The sequence below is a fragment of the Aeromicrobium sp. A1-2 genome (genome assembly GCF_003443875.1).
Taxonomy (GTDB): Bacteria; Actinomycetota; Actinomycetes; order Propionibacteriales; family Nocardioidaceae; genus Aeromicrobium.
In genome coordinates this window covers 386446-402232 of the sequence record NZ_CP027482.1, presented here as the reverse complement: position 1 = coordinate 402232, position 15787 = coordinate 386446, and the positions used below count along the sequence as shown (strand labels likewise).

The window sequence follows — 15787 nt, the reverse complement described above, 5'->3', positions numbered from 1 at the left end:
GGCGGCTGCGCTAGTTTCGAAAGGTATCTCCCAGATTTCCGCACCGTCCAAGGAGCACCCCGTGAGCACACCCCCCGTCAAGGTCGCCGTCACCGGCGCAGCCGGCCAGATTGGCTACAGCCTTCTCTTCCGCCTCGCCAGCGGCGCCCTGCTCGGCCCTAACACCCCGATCCAGCTCCAGCTGCTCGAGATCACCCCCGCGCTCAAGGCGCTCGAGGGTGTCGTCATGGAGCTCGACGACTGCGCGTTCCCGACCCTCGCCGGAGTCGAGATCGGTGACGACGCCAACACGATCTTTGACGGCGTCAATCTCGCGCTGCTCGTCGGCGCCCGCCCCCGCGGTCCCGGCATGGAGCGCGGCGATCTGCTGGAAGCCAACGGTGCGATCTTCACCGCCCAGGGCAAGGCACTCAACGCCGTCGCCGCCGACAACGTCCGCATCGGCGTCACCGGCAACCCGGCGAACACCAACGCGCTGATCGCGATGACCAACGCCCCCGACATCCCCAAGGAGCGGTTCAGCGCACTGACCCGCCTCGACCACAACCGGGCCATCTCGCAGCTCGCGGCCAAGACCGGCGCCTCCGTCACCGACATCACCAAGATGACGATCTGGGGCAACCACTCCGCGACGCAGTACCCCGACCTCTTCCACGCCGAGATCGCCGGCCGGAATGCCGCCGAGACCGTGGGAGACCAGGCCTGGATCGAGAACGACTTCATCCCGACCGTCGCCAAGCGCGGCGCGGCGATCATCGAAGCGCGGGGCTCGTCATCGGCTGCCTCGGCCGCCTCAGCGACGATCGACGCCGCCCGCGACTGGCTGCACGGCACGCCTGAGGGCGACTGGGCCTCCATGGCGGTCGTGTCCGATGGGTCGTACGGCGTTCCCGAGGGCCTGATCTACTCCTACCCCGTCACGACGAAGAACGGCGACTGGGAGATCGTCCAGGGTCTCGAGATCGACGACTTCTCGCGTGGCCGCATGGATGCGACCGCTGCCGAGCTGACCGAGGAGCGCGACGCGGTCAGGGAGCTCGGACTGATCTGAGTCAGATCCCGGTGGCCTCGGCTCCGCGTCGGACCTCTGTCCGGCGTGGGCCCGGGGCCACTTCTTCGTTCAGCCGGACTGTCCGGGGATCACAATCGCGAGCACAACCAGCGCGACGCCCAGCGTCGTCATCCAGAACACGTCGAAGGCCTTGCCGCGGACGCGCAGCATCCCGGTGTGGCTGATCGGGACGAACGACCGCGCCACGGCGCCCACCACGAAGGCGACGCCGATCAGGATGATCCCGACTCGCCATGGCCCGGCCACGACGAGGACCAGGCCGACGAGGACCGCAAGCAGGTGCAGCAGGTAGAGCTGCGATCCCCGGCTGCGCGGTCCGATCACGGGTTCAGCCGCTCAGTCGTCTCGACGACATTGGCCAGCAGCATCGCGCGCGTCATGGGGCCCACTCCCCCGGGGTTCGGCGAGATCCAACCGGCCACGTCGTACGCGGCGGGGTCGACATCGCCGACGATGCCGTTCTCGTCACGACTCACGCCGACGTCCAGCAGGGCGGCGCCGGGCTTGACCATGTCGGCACGGATGATGCCGGGCACTCCAGCCGCGGCGATCACGATGTCGGCGCGAATGACTTCGGCGGCGAGGTCACGCGTACCGGTGTGGCACAGCGTCACGGTGGCGTTCTCACTGCGCCGAGTCAGCAGCAGGCCCATGGGCCTGCCGACCGTGATGCCACGACCCACGACGACGACGTGCTGGCCGGCGATCGGCACATCGTGGCGGCGCAAGAGCTCGATGATGCCCCGCGGCGTGCACGGCAGGGGCGCCTCCTTGCCCAGCACGAGCCAACCAAGGTTGGTCGGGTGCAGGCCGTCGGCGTCCTTGGCCGGGTCGATCCGGCCGATCACGGCGTTCTCGTCCAGCCCCTTGGGCAGCGGCAGCTGGACGATGTAGCCCGTGCACGTCGGGTCAGCGTTGAGCTGGTCGACGGCGGCCTCGACCTCGGCCTGCGTCGCGGTGTCCGGGAGGTCGATGCGCAACGACTCGATGCCGACCTCGGCACAGTCGCGGTGCTTGCCCGCGACGTACCACTGGCTACCCGGGTCGTTGCCGACCAGGATCGTGCCGAGCCCGGGCACGACGCCCTTGTCCCGGAGGGCTGCCACGCGTACGCGCAACTCACCTTTGATCGCGGACGCTGCCGCCTTGCCGTCGAGAATCTGCGCCGTCACAACGACGAGTGTTTCACGCCCGCGCTGAGCGGAAGGCCGGCGGTCCGGCCGTCATACACTCGTTGCATGGCCATTCGTGCGCAGTTGTCGCAGGAACGCAGCCGCCTGAGGCGCGACGAGCTGCTGGCCGCGGCGATCGAGCTGTTCGCCGAGGGTGGTTCGCGGGCGATCACGCACCGCGCCGTCGCGGCCCGTGCCGGGCTGCCCCCGGCGACCACGACGTACTACTTCGAGTCGATCGACGAGCTGATCCGCGACGCACTCGGCGCCCATCTGGAGAGCTGGACCCGTGAGCTGGAGGCGTTGGCCCAGGTCGGCCTCGACACGTCCTTGAGCCTGGACGACACGGAGCAGTTCCTCTCACACGTCTTCTCGGTCCGCGGGCCCGACGTCGCAGCGCTTGAGCTGTCGATCTTCCTCGCCGCGGCACGTACGCCCGAGCTGCGTGAGAGCTCACTGCGTTCGGTGGAGGCCTTTGAGGCGCTCGCCGCCACGATGCTCGCTCGGATGGGCCTGGCCGACCCCGCACCACTGGCCGCAACGATCGTCGCGCTGCTGACCGGCACCGCGATGCGACGCCAGTCCGGCCGCTACACCGATCCGGCGGAGGCCCAGCTGCTCACAGCGGCCATCCGCAACCTGCTCGCCGCGCACGTGCTCGGCCCCGAAGTGGCCGACCACGCCCTCAAAAACCTCCGCCCCCGCTGAGCCTGACGTTCCTGCGGCAACACGCCGGGGCGGGTGAGCAGAAACGTCAGGCTCAGGGTGGGGCGAACGGTCAGTGGAAGAAGTGGCGCGTTCCGGTGAAGTACATCGTCACGCCGGCAGCGCTGGCCGCCGCGATCGACTCGTCGTCACGAACCGAGCCGCCCGGTTGCACGACTGCCGAGACGCCCGCGTCCAGCAGCACCTGTAGGCCGTCAGCGAACGGGAAGAACGCGTCCGAGGCCGCAACCGAGCCAGTAGCCCGCTCGGAGCCCGCCCGTTCGACCGCGAGCTTGCACGAGTCGACCCGGTTGACCTGACCCATGCCGACGCCGACTGAGGCGCCGTCCTTGGCCAGCAAGATCGCGTTGGACTTGACCGAACGGCACGCGGTCCACGCGAACTCAAGATCGGCGAGGGTCGCCTCGTCGGCGGGCTCGCCAGCAACCAGGGTCCAGGTCGAAGGCACATCGCCCTCAGCGTCGACGTGGTCACGCATCTGCACGACCACCCCGCCGCTGATCTGTCGAAACTCGCCCATCGTGCGGTCGCCGTCGGCGCAGCGCAGGACGCGGATGTTCTTCTTGCCCTGCAGCACCTCGACGGCACCCGGCTCGAAGTCCGGGGCCACGATGACCTCGGTGAACACCTCGGCGACCTGCTCGGCCATCGCGACGCTGACCGGACGGTTGGTCGCGATCACACCGCCGAAGGCCGACACAGGGTCGCAGGCGTGCGCCCGAGCGTGTGCCTCGGCGACGTCAGCGCCAACCGCGACACCACACGGATTGGCGTGCTTGATGATGGCCACGGCGGGCAGGTCGAAGTCATAGGCGGCGCGGCGGGCGGCGTCGGTGTCGAGGTAGTTGTTGTACGACATCGCTTTGCCGTGCAGCTGCTCCGCCTCGGCGAGCCCACCGGAACCGTCGGTGTAGAGCGCGGCCTGCTGGTGCGGGTTCTCGCCGTAGCGCAGGACTGCTGACTTCTGCCACGCCTCGGCAGCGAACTCGGGCCAGTTGTCCTCTGCGGGGGCGTACGCGTTGGCGAACCACGACGCGACCGCGACGTCGTACGCCGCGGTGTGGGCGAACGCCTGGCCGGCGAGCCGCTTGCGCTGGGTCAACGTGAAGCCGCCAGCGGCGATGGCGGCCCGTACGTCGTCGTACGCCCCGGGCGAGACGACCACAGCGACACTCGGGTGATTCTTGGCCGCCGCGCGAACCATCGACGGTCCGCCGATGTCGATCTGCTCGACGCACTCGTCAGGCGTGGCGCCGGACTTCACGGTCTCGAGGAACGGATAGAGGTTGACGATCACCAGGTCGAACGGCTCGATCTCCAGCTCGGCGAGCTGCCGGACGTGGTCATCGAGGCGAAGGTCGGCCAGGATCCCGGCGTGCACCCGCGGGTGCAGCGTCTTGACCCGCCCATCGAGGCACTCGGGGAAGCCTGTGAGCTCCTCGACCGGGGTCACTGGCACCCCAGCGGATTCGATGGTCTTGGCAGTCGAGCCGGTCGAGACGATCGAGACGCCGGCGGCATGCAGATCGCGGGCCAGGTCCTCGAGACCAGTCTTGTCATAGACCGAGACGAGGGCTCGCTTGAGTGGACGGGGTGATTCGGTCATGGATTCGCTCCTCCGGGCCGTACGGCCCGGTCATCGAGGTGGAAGTCTTCGCGTGCCAGCTTGCCGACCCATTCGACGAGCATGGCCCGCTCGCTGGTCTTGATGCGTTCGTGCAGGGTCGACTCGTCGTCGTCGTCGAGCACCGGGACCGCGACCTGCGCGACGATCGGGCCGGTGTCGACCCCTTCGTCGACGACGAACAACGTCGCGCCGCTGACCTTGACGCCGTACGCCAGGGCGTCACGAGGCCCGTGCATGCCCGGAAAGGCCGGCGACAGCGCCGGGTGCGTGTTGAGCGTGCGGCCGCCGAACAAAGCCAGGAAGGCCGGGCCGGTCAACTTCATGAAACCCGCAAGTACGACGAGGTCGGGCTCGTACACCGTGACAGCCTCGGCCAGCGCCACGTCCCATGCCGCCCGGTCGTCAAACGAGGAGACCGGAAGAACGAAAGTCTCCACGCCGTGCCGCTCTGCACGGGCCAGGCCCTCGATCCCGTGCCGGTCCGACCCGACCGCGACGATCTCGGCGCCGTAGTCAGGACTTGCTGCCGCGTCGAGCAGCGCCTGCAGGTTGGTGCCGCCGCCAGAGACTAGGACGACCAGTCGAGCTGGCGTCCGCTGGCTGTGAGGCACGGTCTCCACGATAGTGGGCCAAGGCAGCGCCGAGCGCGCCGCCCACCGCCATGACGGGCACCGCCACCAACAGCGGGGTGAGGACAGATGGTCCGGCGTCGGCCATGCGGCCCGGGCCGACAGCTCCTCCGGACACACCGACGAGCACGCCCAGCACGAAGCCTGCAATCGCTCCGGCCGCGGCACCCAGCGCCACGCGTGCCGTGACACCGTCGCGACGACCAGGGGCGACTCGCCAGCCCGCCACCATCCCGGCGAGAAGAGGCACGACACCCAGCACAGCCACCCAGGCAGGGAACGAGCCCGGGCTGGGCAGCGCCGCCAGCATCGGGAATCCGGGGACGTTGCCGAGCTGCGATCCGGACAGGTCGACCGAGGTGTCGGTGCCGAGCATGAAACCAGGCCCGATCAGCACCGACGCCGTCCACAAGACCAACGTCGGCACGGCCAGGAGGCAGCCGGCAAGTAGCGCGACGCCGCCACCCGTGCCCGGATCGAGCCGCGCCCAGATGTCGCCAGCGCGGTCCACGTTGCGCGCGAGCTGCACGATGACGATCGCGGCGGCCGAGGCCAGCACCACCACGACCCCTGGCACTGCGGCCCGGGTCGCGAGGCGCACGTCGTCCGAGACCGTGAACCAGAAGCGTTCGGCCTGCCCGTGCCGCCGCGTGACGCCCCACGCGGCGCCGAGCCCGCCGACCAGGAAGGCGCCGACAGCAGCTCGCACGACCGAGGTCGACACGTCTCCGGACGCCGAGGCCGCCGAGGCGATGACGGCGATGACGCCGTACGCCCCAGCGGTCGTCGCCGTGTAGGCGGCCAAGTCGTCGAGCGGCTCCCCCACGACCCACGCGGCTGCGCGGGCGACCAGGACGACGCAGAGCAGAGTCGCGCCGATCGGCACCAGCCCGAACGAGACCGAGCCGGCATCGATCCCCGAGCCGACTGCGACGAGCCAGGTCCGGGCTGTCGCCCGCGCGAGCGAGATCAGTGACGAACCGCTCGAACCGCCCGAGACGAGCACAAACCCGGCGGAGACCAAGAGCGACAGAACTGCCCCCAGAGCGGCAGTCAGGAACGCGGGTCGGAGGTAGGAGGGCTCGACGGACGGGGGCACCCCTTCATCCAACCTGTAAAGTTACGGCGTTGTGGACAGGCACGCCGGACGTCGAAGGAGGCTGGGACATGACTCGAGTCGATGAGTTCAACAGCTTTTACACGGTGACCTTCTCCAAGGCGGTCGAAGTCACCTATGCGGTCTGCGGAGATCGGCAGGTCGCGTTCGAGGCGACCGTCGACGCCTACCGCCGCGCCTGGCGTGACTGGTCCAAGATCCGCGACCTTCACCCGCTCAGCTACGTACGCAACGAGGCCTGGAAGCTCACGGCCCTCAGCCGAGGCACCCACCCGCTGCGGCGCAAGCACGAGGAGGACGGTGACACCCAGCTGCTCGAGGCCCTCGGCGAGCTGAGCATTGACGACCGTCGTCTGATCGTCCTCATGACGCTCGGCAACACCGACCTCGAAGAGGCCTCTCGCGAGGTCGGCGTCCCGGCCGAGGAAGGCATCGAGAGCGTCACGACGGCGCTGTCGAGCCTCGAGGCCTCGCTCCGGCAAGGCATCGACGTCATCGAGCGACGCATGCATGCCCTCGGATCGGCGACCGCGTCGCTTGCCATACCTCCCGCAGGGACAGTGCGCAACGCCGCCAAGCGTGGACGCCAGCGCAACACGGTCCTGCTTGTCGCCGCGGCGATCGCGATCATCCTGGGCGGCGGATTCGTCGTGACCGACGGCGACGCCCTGGCCAGCGGAAGCAGCCTTCCGCACCGCGAGAAGATCGGCGCCGAGCAGTCGGACGTGATCCTCGACGCGGAGAAGATCGACGCGGGCAACCTGCTGACCGCCGCCCAGGTCAGCGCCCTCGACCCCGAGAGCCGCTGGAAGATCGACGGCACCGACGAGAACGTCGACAACACCACGCCGTACGCCACCTGCCCGACCAAGCGCTATGCCGACAAGGACCCGCTCAAGGTCTTCGTGCGCACCTTTACGGCCACCGGGACCACCAACGAGCGGGTGGCCCAGTCGATCGAGGTCTCTCGAAGCGCCGAGATCGCCTCGCAGGCGTACGACCGGCTCGTCCAGTGGTACTCCGACTGCGAGCACCCACGCGTCCAGCTCGTCTCGGCCTACACCGTGCAGCGCCCCTTCGGCGACTTCCAGATCCTCAAGCTCCGCTCGCACCGCTCCCCGCAGCGCACCTTCACGGTCGGCTTCAGCCACTCCGGGACCATCACCAGCACCCTGGTCCACGAAGCGGACGGCAAGGAAGGCCCCACGGTGCAGGCCTTCGCGCGCACGCTCAACGACTCGGTCGCCAAGGTGTGCAAGGACAGCGGCGGCAAGTGCACCGACACGATCCAGGTCATGCGGACCGACCCGCCACCCACGACCGATGCGCCCGGCTTCCTGGGCATCGTCGACCTGCCACCGATCGGCGACGTCGACAAGGTCTGGGCGGCGGCCCCGGTGTCGGCCAAGACCAACCCTGCAGCCACTCAGTGCGACAAGGCGGACTTCGCCGGCGCGGACGCCGAGAGCGACGCGCGGATCTACGTGCTCTATCAGGCCACCACCCTGCCCGACCAGTTCGGCGTCGCCGAGACCGTCGGACGCTTCGCGTCGGCCAAGAAGGCCAAGGCGTTCGTCAAGAAGGTCAGCCAGCGGATGAATTCCTGTTCCGACGACAACCTCTCGGCCAAGATCGACCAGAAGGAGTCTTTCGAGGGTCCGGAGTTCTCCGGCGACGTGTGGCGCGTGGGCCTGGAGATCAACAAGGGCAAGCGCACCTACTACCGGACGGCACTGATCCGCCGCGGCTCTGAAGTCGCGCAGGTGACCTTCACCCCGGCCGGCTCGTACGACATCAAGCAGTCGACGTTCGCCGCGCTGGCCACCCGGGCCGCGACGCGGCTGAAGTACGCCGAGTAGTCCCTGCTGACGACGAAGCCCCCTCCGCCCGAAGGCGAAGGGGGCTTCCTGTCGTACGGGGTCAGAGACCCTTGAGGATCTCCCGCATCAGCTCGGCAGTCTCGGACGGCGTCTTGCCGACCTTGACGCCTGCAGCCTCGAGGGCTTCCTTCTTGCCCTGCGCGGTGCCCGCACCGTCGGCGACGATCGCGCCGGCGTGGCCCATCGTCTTGCCCTCGGGGGCGGTGAAGCCCGCGACGTAGCCGACGACCGGCTTGGTGACGTGCGCCTTGATGTACTCAGCAGCCTTCTCCTCGGCGTCACCACCGATCTCGCCGATCATCACGATCGCCTTGGTGTCGGGATCAGCTTCGAACGCCTCGAGGGCGTCGATGTGCGTCGTCCCGATGATCGGGTCGCCGCCGATGCCGATGGCCGTCGTGAAGCCGAGGTCCCGCAGCTCGAACATCATCTGGTAGGTCAGGGTGCCCGACTTCGAGACCAGACCGATCGGACCGCTGCCGGAGATCGTCGCCGGCGTGATGCCCGCGAGCGCCTCGCCCGGCGTGATGATGCCGGGGCAGTTCGGACCGATGATCCGTGTCTGCTTGCCCTGGGCGTAGGCCCAGAACTCGGCGCTGTCCTGGATCGGCACGCCCTCGGTGATGATCACCAGCAGGCCGATCCCGGCGTCGATGGCCTCGATGACGGCGTCCTTGGTGAACGCCGGCGGCACGAAGACGACCGACACGTCGGCGCCGGTCTTCTCGATCGCTTCGGCAACGGTCCCGAAGACCGGGAGCTCGACGTCACCGTGGGTGACTGTCGTGCCGGCCTTGCGGGCGTTGACGCCACCGACGACGTTGGTGCCGGCCTTGAGCATCAGGGCGGTGTGCTTGGTGCCTTCGCCGCCGGTGATGCCCTGGACGATGACCTTGGAGTCCTTGTTCAGGAAGATCGACATGTCAGGCTCCTTCGTTCGCGAGCTCGGCGGCGCGGTCAGCCGCGCCGTCCATCGTGTCCACCAGGGTCACGAGCGGGTGGTTGCGCTCGTTGAGGATCCGGCGCCCCTCCTCGACATTGTTGCCGTCGAGACGGACGACGAGCGGCTTGGAGGCCTCGTCGCCGAGGATGTCCAGCGCGCCGACGATGCCGTTGGCGACCGCGTCGCACGACGTGATCCCGCCGAAGACGTTGACGAACACGGACTTGACCTGCTCATCGTTCAGGATGACGTCGAGACCGTCGGCCATGACCTGCGCCGACGCTCCCCCGCCGATGTCCAGGAAGTTGGCGGGCTTGACGCCGCCGTGCGCCTCACCGGCGTACGCGACGACGTCCAGGGTCGACATGACCAGGCCGGCGCCGTTGCCGATGATGCCGACAGCACCGTCGAGCTTGACGTAGTTGAGCCCCTTGGCCTTGGCCTTGGCCTCGAGCGGGTCGGCCGCGTCCTTGTCCTCGAACGCTGCGTGGTCCGCGTGACGGAACTCGGCGTTCTCGTCCAGGGAGACCTTGCCGTCGAGCGCCTCGAGGATGTCTCCCTCGAGGCGAGCGAGCGGGTTGACCTCGACCAGCGTGGCGTCCTCTTCCACGAAGGTCTTCCACAGCGTCATGACCGTCTTGACGGCCTGCTCGGTGAGGACCTCGGGGAAGCCTGCCTCGGCGACGATCGAGCGCGCCTTGGCCTCGTCGACACCGGTGCCGGCGTCGATCGGGATCTGCTTGACCGCGTCGGGGTTGGTCTTGGCGACCTCTTCGATCTCGACACCACCCTCGACGCTGGCAATGCACAGGTAGCTGCGGTTGGCGCGGTCGAGCAGGAACGAGAAGTAGTACTCCTCGACGATGCTCGCGGCCGGAGCAATGAGCACCCGGTTGACCGTCAGGCCCTTGATCTCCATGCCGAGGATGTTCGAAGCATGCTCGAACGCCTCATCTGGTGTCTTGGCCAGCTTGACGCCGCCAGCCTTGCCGCGTCCGCCGGCCTTGACCTGCGCCTTGACGACGACGACGCCGAGCTGCTCTGCAGCGGCCCTCGCCTCGTCCGGGGTGTTGGCGACAATGCCGGTGGTGACCGGTACATCGTGCTTCGCGAAGAGCTCCTTCGCCTGGTATTCCATCAAATCCACGGTGGAGTCCGTCCTCTGTTGACGTCCGATACGCTCGGGAGCCGGCCGACGGCCGACAGTAATCGAGCCTTTGCGACTCTAGCCCGTAACCCGTCCTTCACGCGCGTTGGCTTCGTCACACCCTTCCCCCGAGGAATTCGTTGACCATCCAGACCATCTCGTCGTCCGACGTCCAGCTGAGTGTCCGGGTCGAGGGACGAGACGACGCTCCGGTCGCGATCCTGGTCCACGGCTTCCCCGACAACCAGCAGGTCTGGGACCGGGTGGTCCCGTTGCTGGCGCCGGACTTCCGGGTCGTGACGTACGACGTGCGGGGTGCCGGCGGGTCCACGGCCCCCACCTCTCGCTCGGGGTATCGGATGAGCAAGCTGATCGGCGATCTCGCCGCGGTCATCGAACACGTGCAGCCCGATGGCGGAGCGGTTCACCTCGTGGGCCACGACTGGGGGTCGGTGCAGTTGTGGGGGGCGGTCATGCGCGAGGCCACAGACGCCCGACTGACCGGACGGATCCTCTCCTACACCTCGATCAGCGGCCCGGGGCTCGACCTGTTCGGGCACTTCCTGCGTGACGGCATCGCGCATCGACACTTCGGCGCCGTCGGGCGGCAGGTCGCGCACTCCTGGTACGTCGTGGCGTTCCAGACCCCGCTTCTGCCTGAGCTCATCGCCCGACGCTTCGGCGGCCGCATCCGTGCTCTGCTCGCGCACGGGCAGAAGCTCGGTGACGGTCACTGGGGCCGGACGTTCGATGAAGACTTCCGCCACGGCGTCAACCTCTACCGTGCCAACGGCCTGAGCTTCACCCGAGGCACCACGGCCGTCCCGGTCCAGCTGGTGGTGCCGACCAAGGACTCGTTCCTCTCGCCGGCGATCTACGCCGACGTCGCCGAGTTCGCGCCGGACGTACGACGTGTCGATGTCGTGGCGGGGCACTGGGTCGTTCAGTCCCAGCCCGGGCTCGTCGCAGACGCCGTCCGCGCCTTCGTCACCGACATCGAGGCGCGGCTCGAGGATCGTCAAGAAGCGTGACGACCAGCTCGGCTATCCCGAGAGCTTCGCACAGGTCGGCGATCTGGCTCAGCCCCTCGGCATCGGCATCGACCACGAGCGCCGTCGCATCCTCGGCGATCGCGGTGCGGACGAGTTGCTCGGGCGTCTGGCGACCTCCGACGTACACGACCTCCAGGCCCTCGTCACGCAAGCGTCGAGCTGCCTCTCGGGCTGCCGCGTCGCCGCCGGTCGCCCCCAGCACGATGCGCTCCCTGACCATGGCGACGATGCTCCCACACGGGTGAAGGTCGTCACACTTTGTCGACATCTGAGGCGCGGCTCTCCGCAATTCGAGATCCGCGGGTCGATTTGGTTTCACTCGCTTGCTCTGTTCGGCTAGGCTCAGGAAGTCCTGTCGCCATCCTTCTGGAGGTTTTCGCGTGAGTTCATCTGCGCCAAAACGCCGATTGGATGTACGCCAGGAGAGCTCGCGGAAGATGGCCGGCAAGCGGACTGCCCCGCGCCGCCAGACCCGCAAACGCGGAATCCGTCCCACCCCGGCCATGGCCGGAGCGTTCGTGCTGGTTCTCGCCGCTTTCTGCGCCACTGTCCTCGGCAACACGACAGACGCCAACTCGCTGTCCAGCAGCAAGTATCAGACCATCTCGCAGAGCTACATCGGTCCCGATGACTCCACCTCCGGCGGCCAGGTCGACGTGAGCCGCGACTTCAACCGGTCGCTGGTCAAGAAGCAGGCCAAGCTCCAGGCCGAGCAGGTGCTCCAGGCCCAGGCAGATCTGGCCAAGAAGGTCGACAAGCAGTCCGACCTCCTGCGCAAGAACCAGTGGGTCCTCCCGGTCACCGGCTACCACCTGACGGCACGATTCGGCCAGCGCAGCGGACTATGGTCCACGACCCATACGGGCCTCGACCTCGCCGGCCCCTCCGGCTCGACGATCGTGTCGGTCGCCTCCGGAGTCGTGAAGTCGGCCGGTTACGAGGGCGCCTACGGCAACCGCACCGTCGTGACGTTGAGCGACGGCACCGATATCTGGTACGCCCACCAGAGCCGCATCGTGGTCAAGGCCGGCGACCGTGTCGATCCCGGCCAGACGATTGGCTACACCGGGTCGACCGGCAACGTGACCGGCCCGCACCTGCACCTCGAGGTCCACCCCAGCGGTGGTGGCCCGGTCAACCCCGAGCCCGTACTGATTCAGCACGGCATCCGCCCCTAACCTTCGCGATTTGTGACGGTTTCAACCGTCGCCGGTTGCGAAACGGTGGAACACGCCACAAATCGCGGTGTCCACAGGGTCTTCTGGGCCCTCCCTTCTCCACATCTGCTGCGGTGACGGTGGAACCTTTTGTCCCGGCTTCGGCAACGTCGGGGCATGGCACCCCGTCAGGCGCTCCCCGATACGATCTGCGGACGCGCATTCACCGCCTCCGAGGCGCTCGCCTGCGACTGCCCCGCCGCATCCTGCAGGGACGACGATTCGTCAAGATCCATCGCGGCGTCTACGCCGCGGCCGACCTCGAACTGACCCTCACGGTGCCGGTCGCGGCTGATCTCCTGGCCCTTCCGGACGACGTCTGCCTGAGCCACACGCTGGCGCTCCACTGGTATGGCGTGACGGTGGGCACCAGCGCGACCCGGCACTACTCGACCAACTCGACCGCCCAGGCCCGGCTGAAGAGCATCGCCCTGCACCGGCGGATCGGGACCCTGTATCCCCGCGTGCTGCGCGGAGTGCGCATCCTTGGGCCCGGCCGGACGCTCACTGACGCTGGTACCTGCCGCCTTCCCGAGCCGGAGACCAACCGCGCACTGACGACATCCTTCGGCGCGAACGTCTCGAAGCGGCCGGTTGGCGAGTCATCATCATCACCGCTGACGACATGGCGCATCCCACCTCGGTGGCGGCACGGGTCTGGGAGGCTCTCACCCATGCTGGCTATGTCGGCCCCGTCCCGGTCTACGACCGTGCCCGCATCCGCACCCTTCGCGATTTGTGACGGTTTCGACCGTTCCAGAGTCCGAGACGGGGCAAAACGTCACTAACCGCGGGGTGGGAGGTTGGGTCAGAGCTTCTCGACCGGCGCGTAGCGTAGGAGAAGACGCTTGACGCCCTGCGAGCCGAAGTCGACCGAGGCCTGCATCTTGTCGCCCTGGCCGTCCACCGACACCACCGTGCCCAGACCGAAGCTGTCGTGACTGACCCGATCACCGGGCGACAGTGCGATGACTTCGCGGATCGCCCGCTTGGACCGGGCCGCGACGTTGGACGACCGGAACGACGACTGGGCCGAGGCCGAGGGTGAGCTGGGCGTCCACTGCGTGGGCGGAGATGCGAGGCGGCGCCAGTCGACCAGCACCTCGGGCAACTCGTCCAGGAAGCGTGACGGGGGGTTGTAGGACGGTGCGCCCCACGCCGAACGGGTCGAAGCGCGTGTGACGTAGAGACGGGTGCGAGCCCGCGTGATGCCGACGTACGCCAGCCGGCGCTCCTCCTCGAGCTCCTTGGTATCGGCGAGCGACCGCATGTGCGGAAAGACCCCGTCCTCGAGGCCCGTGAGGAATACGACCGGAAACTCCAGTCCCTTGGCGGTGTGCAGCGTCATCAACGTCACGACGCCATCGCCCTCGTCGGGGATCTGGTCAGCATCGGCGACCAGCGCGACCTGCTCGAGGAAGGCCGCGAGCGAGCCGACCGCCAGATCAGGGTCATCGGAGATCGCGTCGACCTCGACCGAGGGATCCTCGTCGACCTCGGGCTCGTCGGAGACCGTGCTGGCACCCACGACGAACTCCCGGGCCACCGCGACAAGCTCGGCGAGGTTCTCGACCCGGGTCTCGTCCTGCGGATCGGTGCTCTGCTCGAGCGCCGAGAGGCAACCACTACGAGTCAGCGCAGCCTCAAGCACCGCATCGGCCGGGGCGCCGGACTCTGCCATCGTCATGAGCTCGGACATCATGGCGGTGAAGGCCTGGATCGCGCTGCGCGAGCGCGTCGCCAGGTCAGTCGCCTCCTCGGCGCGGGTCAGCGCCTCCCAGAAGCTGATGCCCTCGCCGGTCGCGAGCCGCTGGATCGATGCCTCAGCGCGCTCGCCGATACCGCGCTTGGGCTCGTTGATGATCCGCCGCAACGAGACCGTGTCGCGCGGGTTGACCAGCACCCGGACGTACGCCAACGCGTCCTTGATCTCTTTGCGCTCGTAGAACCGAACACCGCCGACCACGCGATAGGGCAGGCCCACGCGCATGAACACTTCCTCGAAGACTCTGCTCTGCGCGTTGGTGCGGTAGAAGATCGCGACGTCCTTGGCCGTGGCCCGGTCGTCGTCGGTCAGCCGGTCGATCTCGTCGGCGATGAACTGCGCCTCGTCGCGCTCGTCGTCGCCCACGTAGCCGACGATCTTCTCGCCATCGCCCTCGGCCGACCACAGCTGCTTGTCCTTGCGGCCCTGGTTGCGGCTGATGACCGCATTGGCCGCGGACAGGATCGTCTGGGTCGAGCGGTAGTTCTGCTCGAGCAGGATCGTGGCGGCGTTGGGGAAGTCATCCTCAAATTCCAGGATGTTGCGGATGTTGGCGCCCCGGAAGGCATAGATCGACTGGTCCGAGTCGCCGACCACGAGCAGGTCGGAGTCGTCGTCGGTCAGCTCCTTGATCAACTGGTACTGCGCGTGGTTGGTGTCCTGGTACTCGTCGACCAGGATGTGGCGGAACCTGCGCCGGTACGTCTCGCACACGTCCGGCCAGGCCTGGAACAGGTGGACCGTGTTCATGATCAGGTCGTCGAAGTCCATCGCGTTGGCTGCCTGCAGGCGCTGCTGGTACGCCTGATAGGCCTCGGCGTAGATCTCCTCAGTGGGATTTTGCGCCCGGCCCGCTGCAGCCTCGTGGTCGACCAGCTCGTTCTTGAGGTTGGAGATCCAGTTGAGCACGGCCCGAGGATTGATCCGCTTGGGATCGAGATCCATGTCGCGACAGATCAGCGTCATGAGCCGGCGCTGGTCGGCCGCGTCGTAGATCGTGAACGTCGAGGTGAACCCGAACTTGTCCGCCTCACGCCGCAGGATGCGCACGCAGGCGGAGTGGAACGTCGAGACCCACATCATGCGGGCGCGTGGGCCCACCAGATCGGCGACCCGCGACCGCATCTCGGCCGCGGCTTTGTTGGTGAACGTAATCGCGAGGATCGAGCCGGGGTGAGCTCCCCGGGCGGCGATCAGCCACGCGATGCGGCGAGTCAGGACGCGGGTCTTGCCCGAGCCCGCGCCGGCCACCACCAGAAGTGGTCCGCCGGGGTGGGAAACCGCGGCCTGCTGCGCCTCGTTGAGCCCTTCGAGCAGGGTCTCGGAGCGCGGGCGCAGCTGGTCTGCGGTCCTGGCGGGAGCGGCCGAGGGGACGGGGAACGGCAAAGTCATCGTGCCTCCCAGCCTAGTCGCCGGCGCAGACACCGATCGCGCCGGACG

Annotated in this window: 15 protein-coding genes; 5 read left to right on the top strand and 10 right to left on the bottom strand. The window is 68.1% G+C overall.

Going from position 1 to position 15787, the window contains the following annotated elements:
• The first annotated feature begins 61 nt into the window (after positions 1-61).
• Entirely contained in the window at positions 62-1051 is a 990-nt protein-coding gene (locus tag C6I20_RS02015; protein ID WP_118394433.1) for a malate dehydrogenase, read from the top strand.
• 69 nt (positions 1052-1120) lie between these two features.
• Here the strand turns inward: C6I20_RS02015 and C6I20_RS02010 are convergent, their stop codons facing one another.
• Positions 1121-1396 (bottom strand): DUF3017 domain-containing protein, encoded by a 276-nt coding sequence (locus tag C6I20_RS02010; protein WP_118394432.1) that lies wholly within the window; start codon positions 1394-1396, stop codon positions 1121-1123.
• Positions 1393-2244 carry a bifunctional methylenetetrahydrofolate dehydrogenase/methenyltetrahydrofolate cyclohydrolase gene (locus tag C6I20_RS02005; RefSeq protein ID WP_118394431.1) on the bottom strand — a complete coding sequence of 284 codons (852 nt, stop codon included), beginning with the start codon at positions 2242-2244 and terminating at the stop codon, positions 1393-1395. Before C6I20_RS02005 ends, C6I20_RS02010 begins: the two co-directional genes overlap by 4 nt.
• Positions 2245-2310: 66 nt before the next feature.
• Here C6I20_RS02005 and C6I20_RS02000 point away from each other — a divergent pair, with 66 nt between their 5' ends.
• Positions 2311-2952, top strand: a complete 642-nt coding sequence (locus C6I20_RS02000) for a TetR/AcrR family transcriptional regulator (protein ID WP_118394430.1) — start codon at positions 2311-2313, stop codon at positions 2950-2952.
• Between the two features lie 70 nt (positions 2953-3022).
• Here C6I20_RS02000 and purH read toward each other — a convergent pair whose 3' ends face one another.
• The 3 genes from purH to C6I20_RS16990 are packed head-to-tail and all read right to left on the bottom strand — an operon-like array spanning position 3023 to position 6325.
• Positions 3023-4576, bottom strand: a complete 1554-nt coding sequence (purH, locus tag C6I20_RS01995) for a bifunctional phosphoribosylaminoimidazolecarboxamide formyltransferase/IMP cyclohydrolase (protein WP_118394429.1) — start codon at positions 4574-4576, stop codon at positions 3023-3025.
• Entirely contained in the window at positions 4573-5208 is a 636-nt protein-coding gene (purN, locus tag C6I20_RS01990) for a phosphoribosylglycinamide formyltransferase (protein WP_371682655.1), read from the bottom strand. The genes purH and purN overlap by 4 nt, the downstream gene beginning before the upstream one ends.
• A complete protein-coding gene (locus tag C6I20_RS16990; protein WP_162891066.1) occupies positions 5111-6325 on the bottom strand; it encodes a DUF6350 family protein in 1215 nt (404 codons plus the stop codon). The genes purN and C6I20_RS16990 overlap by 98 nt, the downstream gene beginning before the upstream one ends.
• 68 nt (positions 6326-6393) lie before the next feature.
• Between C6I20_RS16990 and C6I20_RS01980 the strand changes: the two genes are divergently transcribed.
• Positions 6394-8202 (top strand): hypothetical protein, encoded by a 1809-nt coding sequence (locus C6I20_RS01980; protein ID WP_118394426.1) that lies wholly within the window; start codon positions 6394-6396, stop codon positions 8200-8202.
• Between the two features lie 61 nt (positions 8203-8263).
• Here C6I20_RS01980 and sucD read toward each other — a convergent pair whose 3' ends face one another.
• Both sucD and sucC read right to left on the bottom strand, forming a co-directional pair.
• Positions 8264-9145, bottom strand: a complete 882-nt coding sequence (gene sucD / locus C6I20_RS01975) for a succinate--CoA ligase subunit alpha (RefSeq protein WP_118394425.1) — start codon at positions 9143-9145, stop codon at positions 8264-8266.
• Between the two features lies 1 nt (position 9146).
• Positions 9147-10313 carry an ADP-forming succinate--CoA ligase subunit beta gene (sucC, locus tag C6I20_RS01970; protein ID WP_118394424.1) on the bottom strand — a complete coding sequence of 389 codons (1167 nt, stop codon included), beginning with the start codon at positions 10311-10313 and terminating at the stop codon, positions 9147-9149.
• Positions 10314-10453: 140 nt separating this feature from the next.
• On the opposite strand from sucC, the gene C6I20_RS01965 reads away from it, so the two are divergent.
• On the top strand, positions 10454-11344 hold the full coding sequence (locus C6I20_RS01965; protein WP_118394423.1) for an alpha/beta fold hydrolase: 891 nt from the start codon (positions 10454-10456) through the stop codon (positions 11342-11344).
• Here C6I20_RS01965 and C6I20_RS17290 read toward each other — a convergent pair.
• Positions 11301-11585 (bottom strand): hypothetical protein, encoded by a 285-nt coding sequence (locus C6I20_RS17290; RefSeq protein WP_216822962.1) that lies wholly within the window; start codon positions 11583-11585, stop codon positions 11301-11303. The genes C6I20_RS01965 and C6I20_RS17290 overlap by 44 nt on opposite strands.
• Positions 11586-11802: 217 nt before the next feature.
• Between C6I20_RS17290 and C6I20_RS01955 the strand changes: the two genes are divergently transcribed.
• Positions 11803-12543: a M23 family metallopeptidase gene (locus tag C6I20_RS01955; protein WP_118394422.1), complete on the top strand. Its 741-nt coding sequence runs from the start codon at positions 11803-11805 to the stop codon at positions 12541-12543.
• 167 nt (positions 12544-12710) lie between these two features.
• On the opposite strand, the gene C6I20_RS01950 is transcribed toward C6I20_RS01955, so the two are convergent.
• Positions 12711-12929 carry a hypothetical protein gene (locus C6I20_RS01950; protein WP_118394421.1) on the bottom strand — a complete coding sequence of 73 codons (219 nt, stop codon included), beginning with the start codon at positions 12927-12929 and terminating at the stop codon, positions 12711-12713.
• 461 nt (positions 12930-13390) lie between these two features.
• Entirely contained in the window at positions 13391-15739 is a 2349-nt protein-coding gene (pcrA, locus tag C6I20_RS01940) for a DNA helicase PcrA (protein WP_118394419.1), read from the bottom strand.
• Between the last annotated feature and the right edge of the window lie 48 nt (positions 15740-15787).

Excerpts from the sequence above, each read along its gene's own strand:
- C6I20_RS17290 (WP_216822962.1), bottom strand. The coding sequence starts at position 11,585 with ATGGTCAGGGAGCGCATCGTGCTGGGGGCGACCGGCGGCGACGCGGCA.
- C6I20_RS01955 (WP_118394422.1), top strand. The coding sequence starts at position 11,803 with ATGGCCGGCAAGCGGACTGCCCCGCGCCGCCAGACCCGCAAACGCGGA.
- purH (WP_118394429.1), bottom strand. The coding sequence starts at position 4,576 with ATGACCGAATCACCCCGTCCACTCAAGCGAGCCCTCGTCTCGGTCTAT.
- pcrA (WP_118394419.1), bottom strand. The coding sequence starts at position 15,739 with ATGACTTTGCCGTTCCCCGTCCCCTCGGCCGCTCCCGCCAGGACCGCA.
- C6I20_RS02000 (WP_118394430.1), top strand. The coding sequence starts at position 2,311 with ATGGCCATTCGTGCGCAGTTGTCGCAGGAACGCAGCCGCCTGAGGCGC.
- sucD (WP_118394425.1), bottom strand. The coding sequence starts at position 9,145 with ATGTCGATCTTCCTGAACAAGGACTCCAAGGTCATCGTCCAGGGCATC.
- C6I20_RS01980 (WP_118394426.1), top strand. The coding sequence starts at position 6,394 with ATGACTCGAGTCGATGAGTTCAACAGCTTTTACACGGTGACCTTCTCC.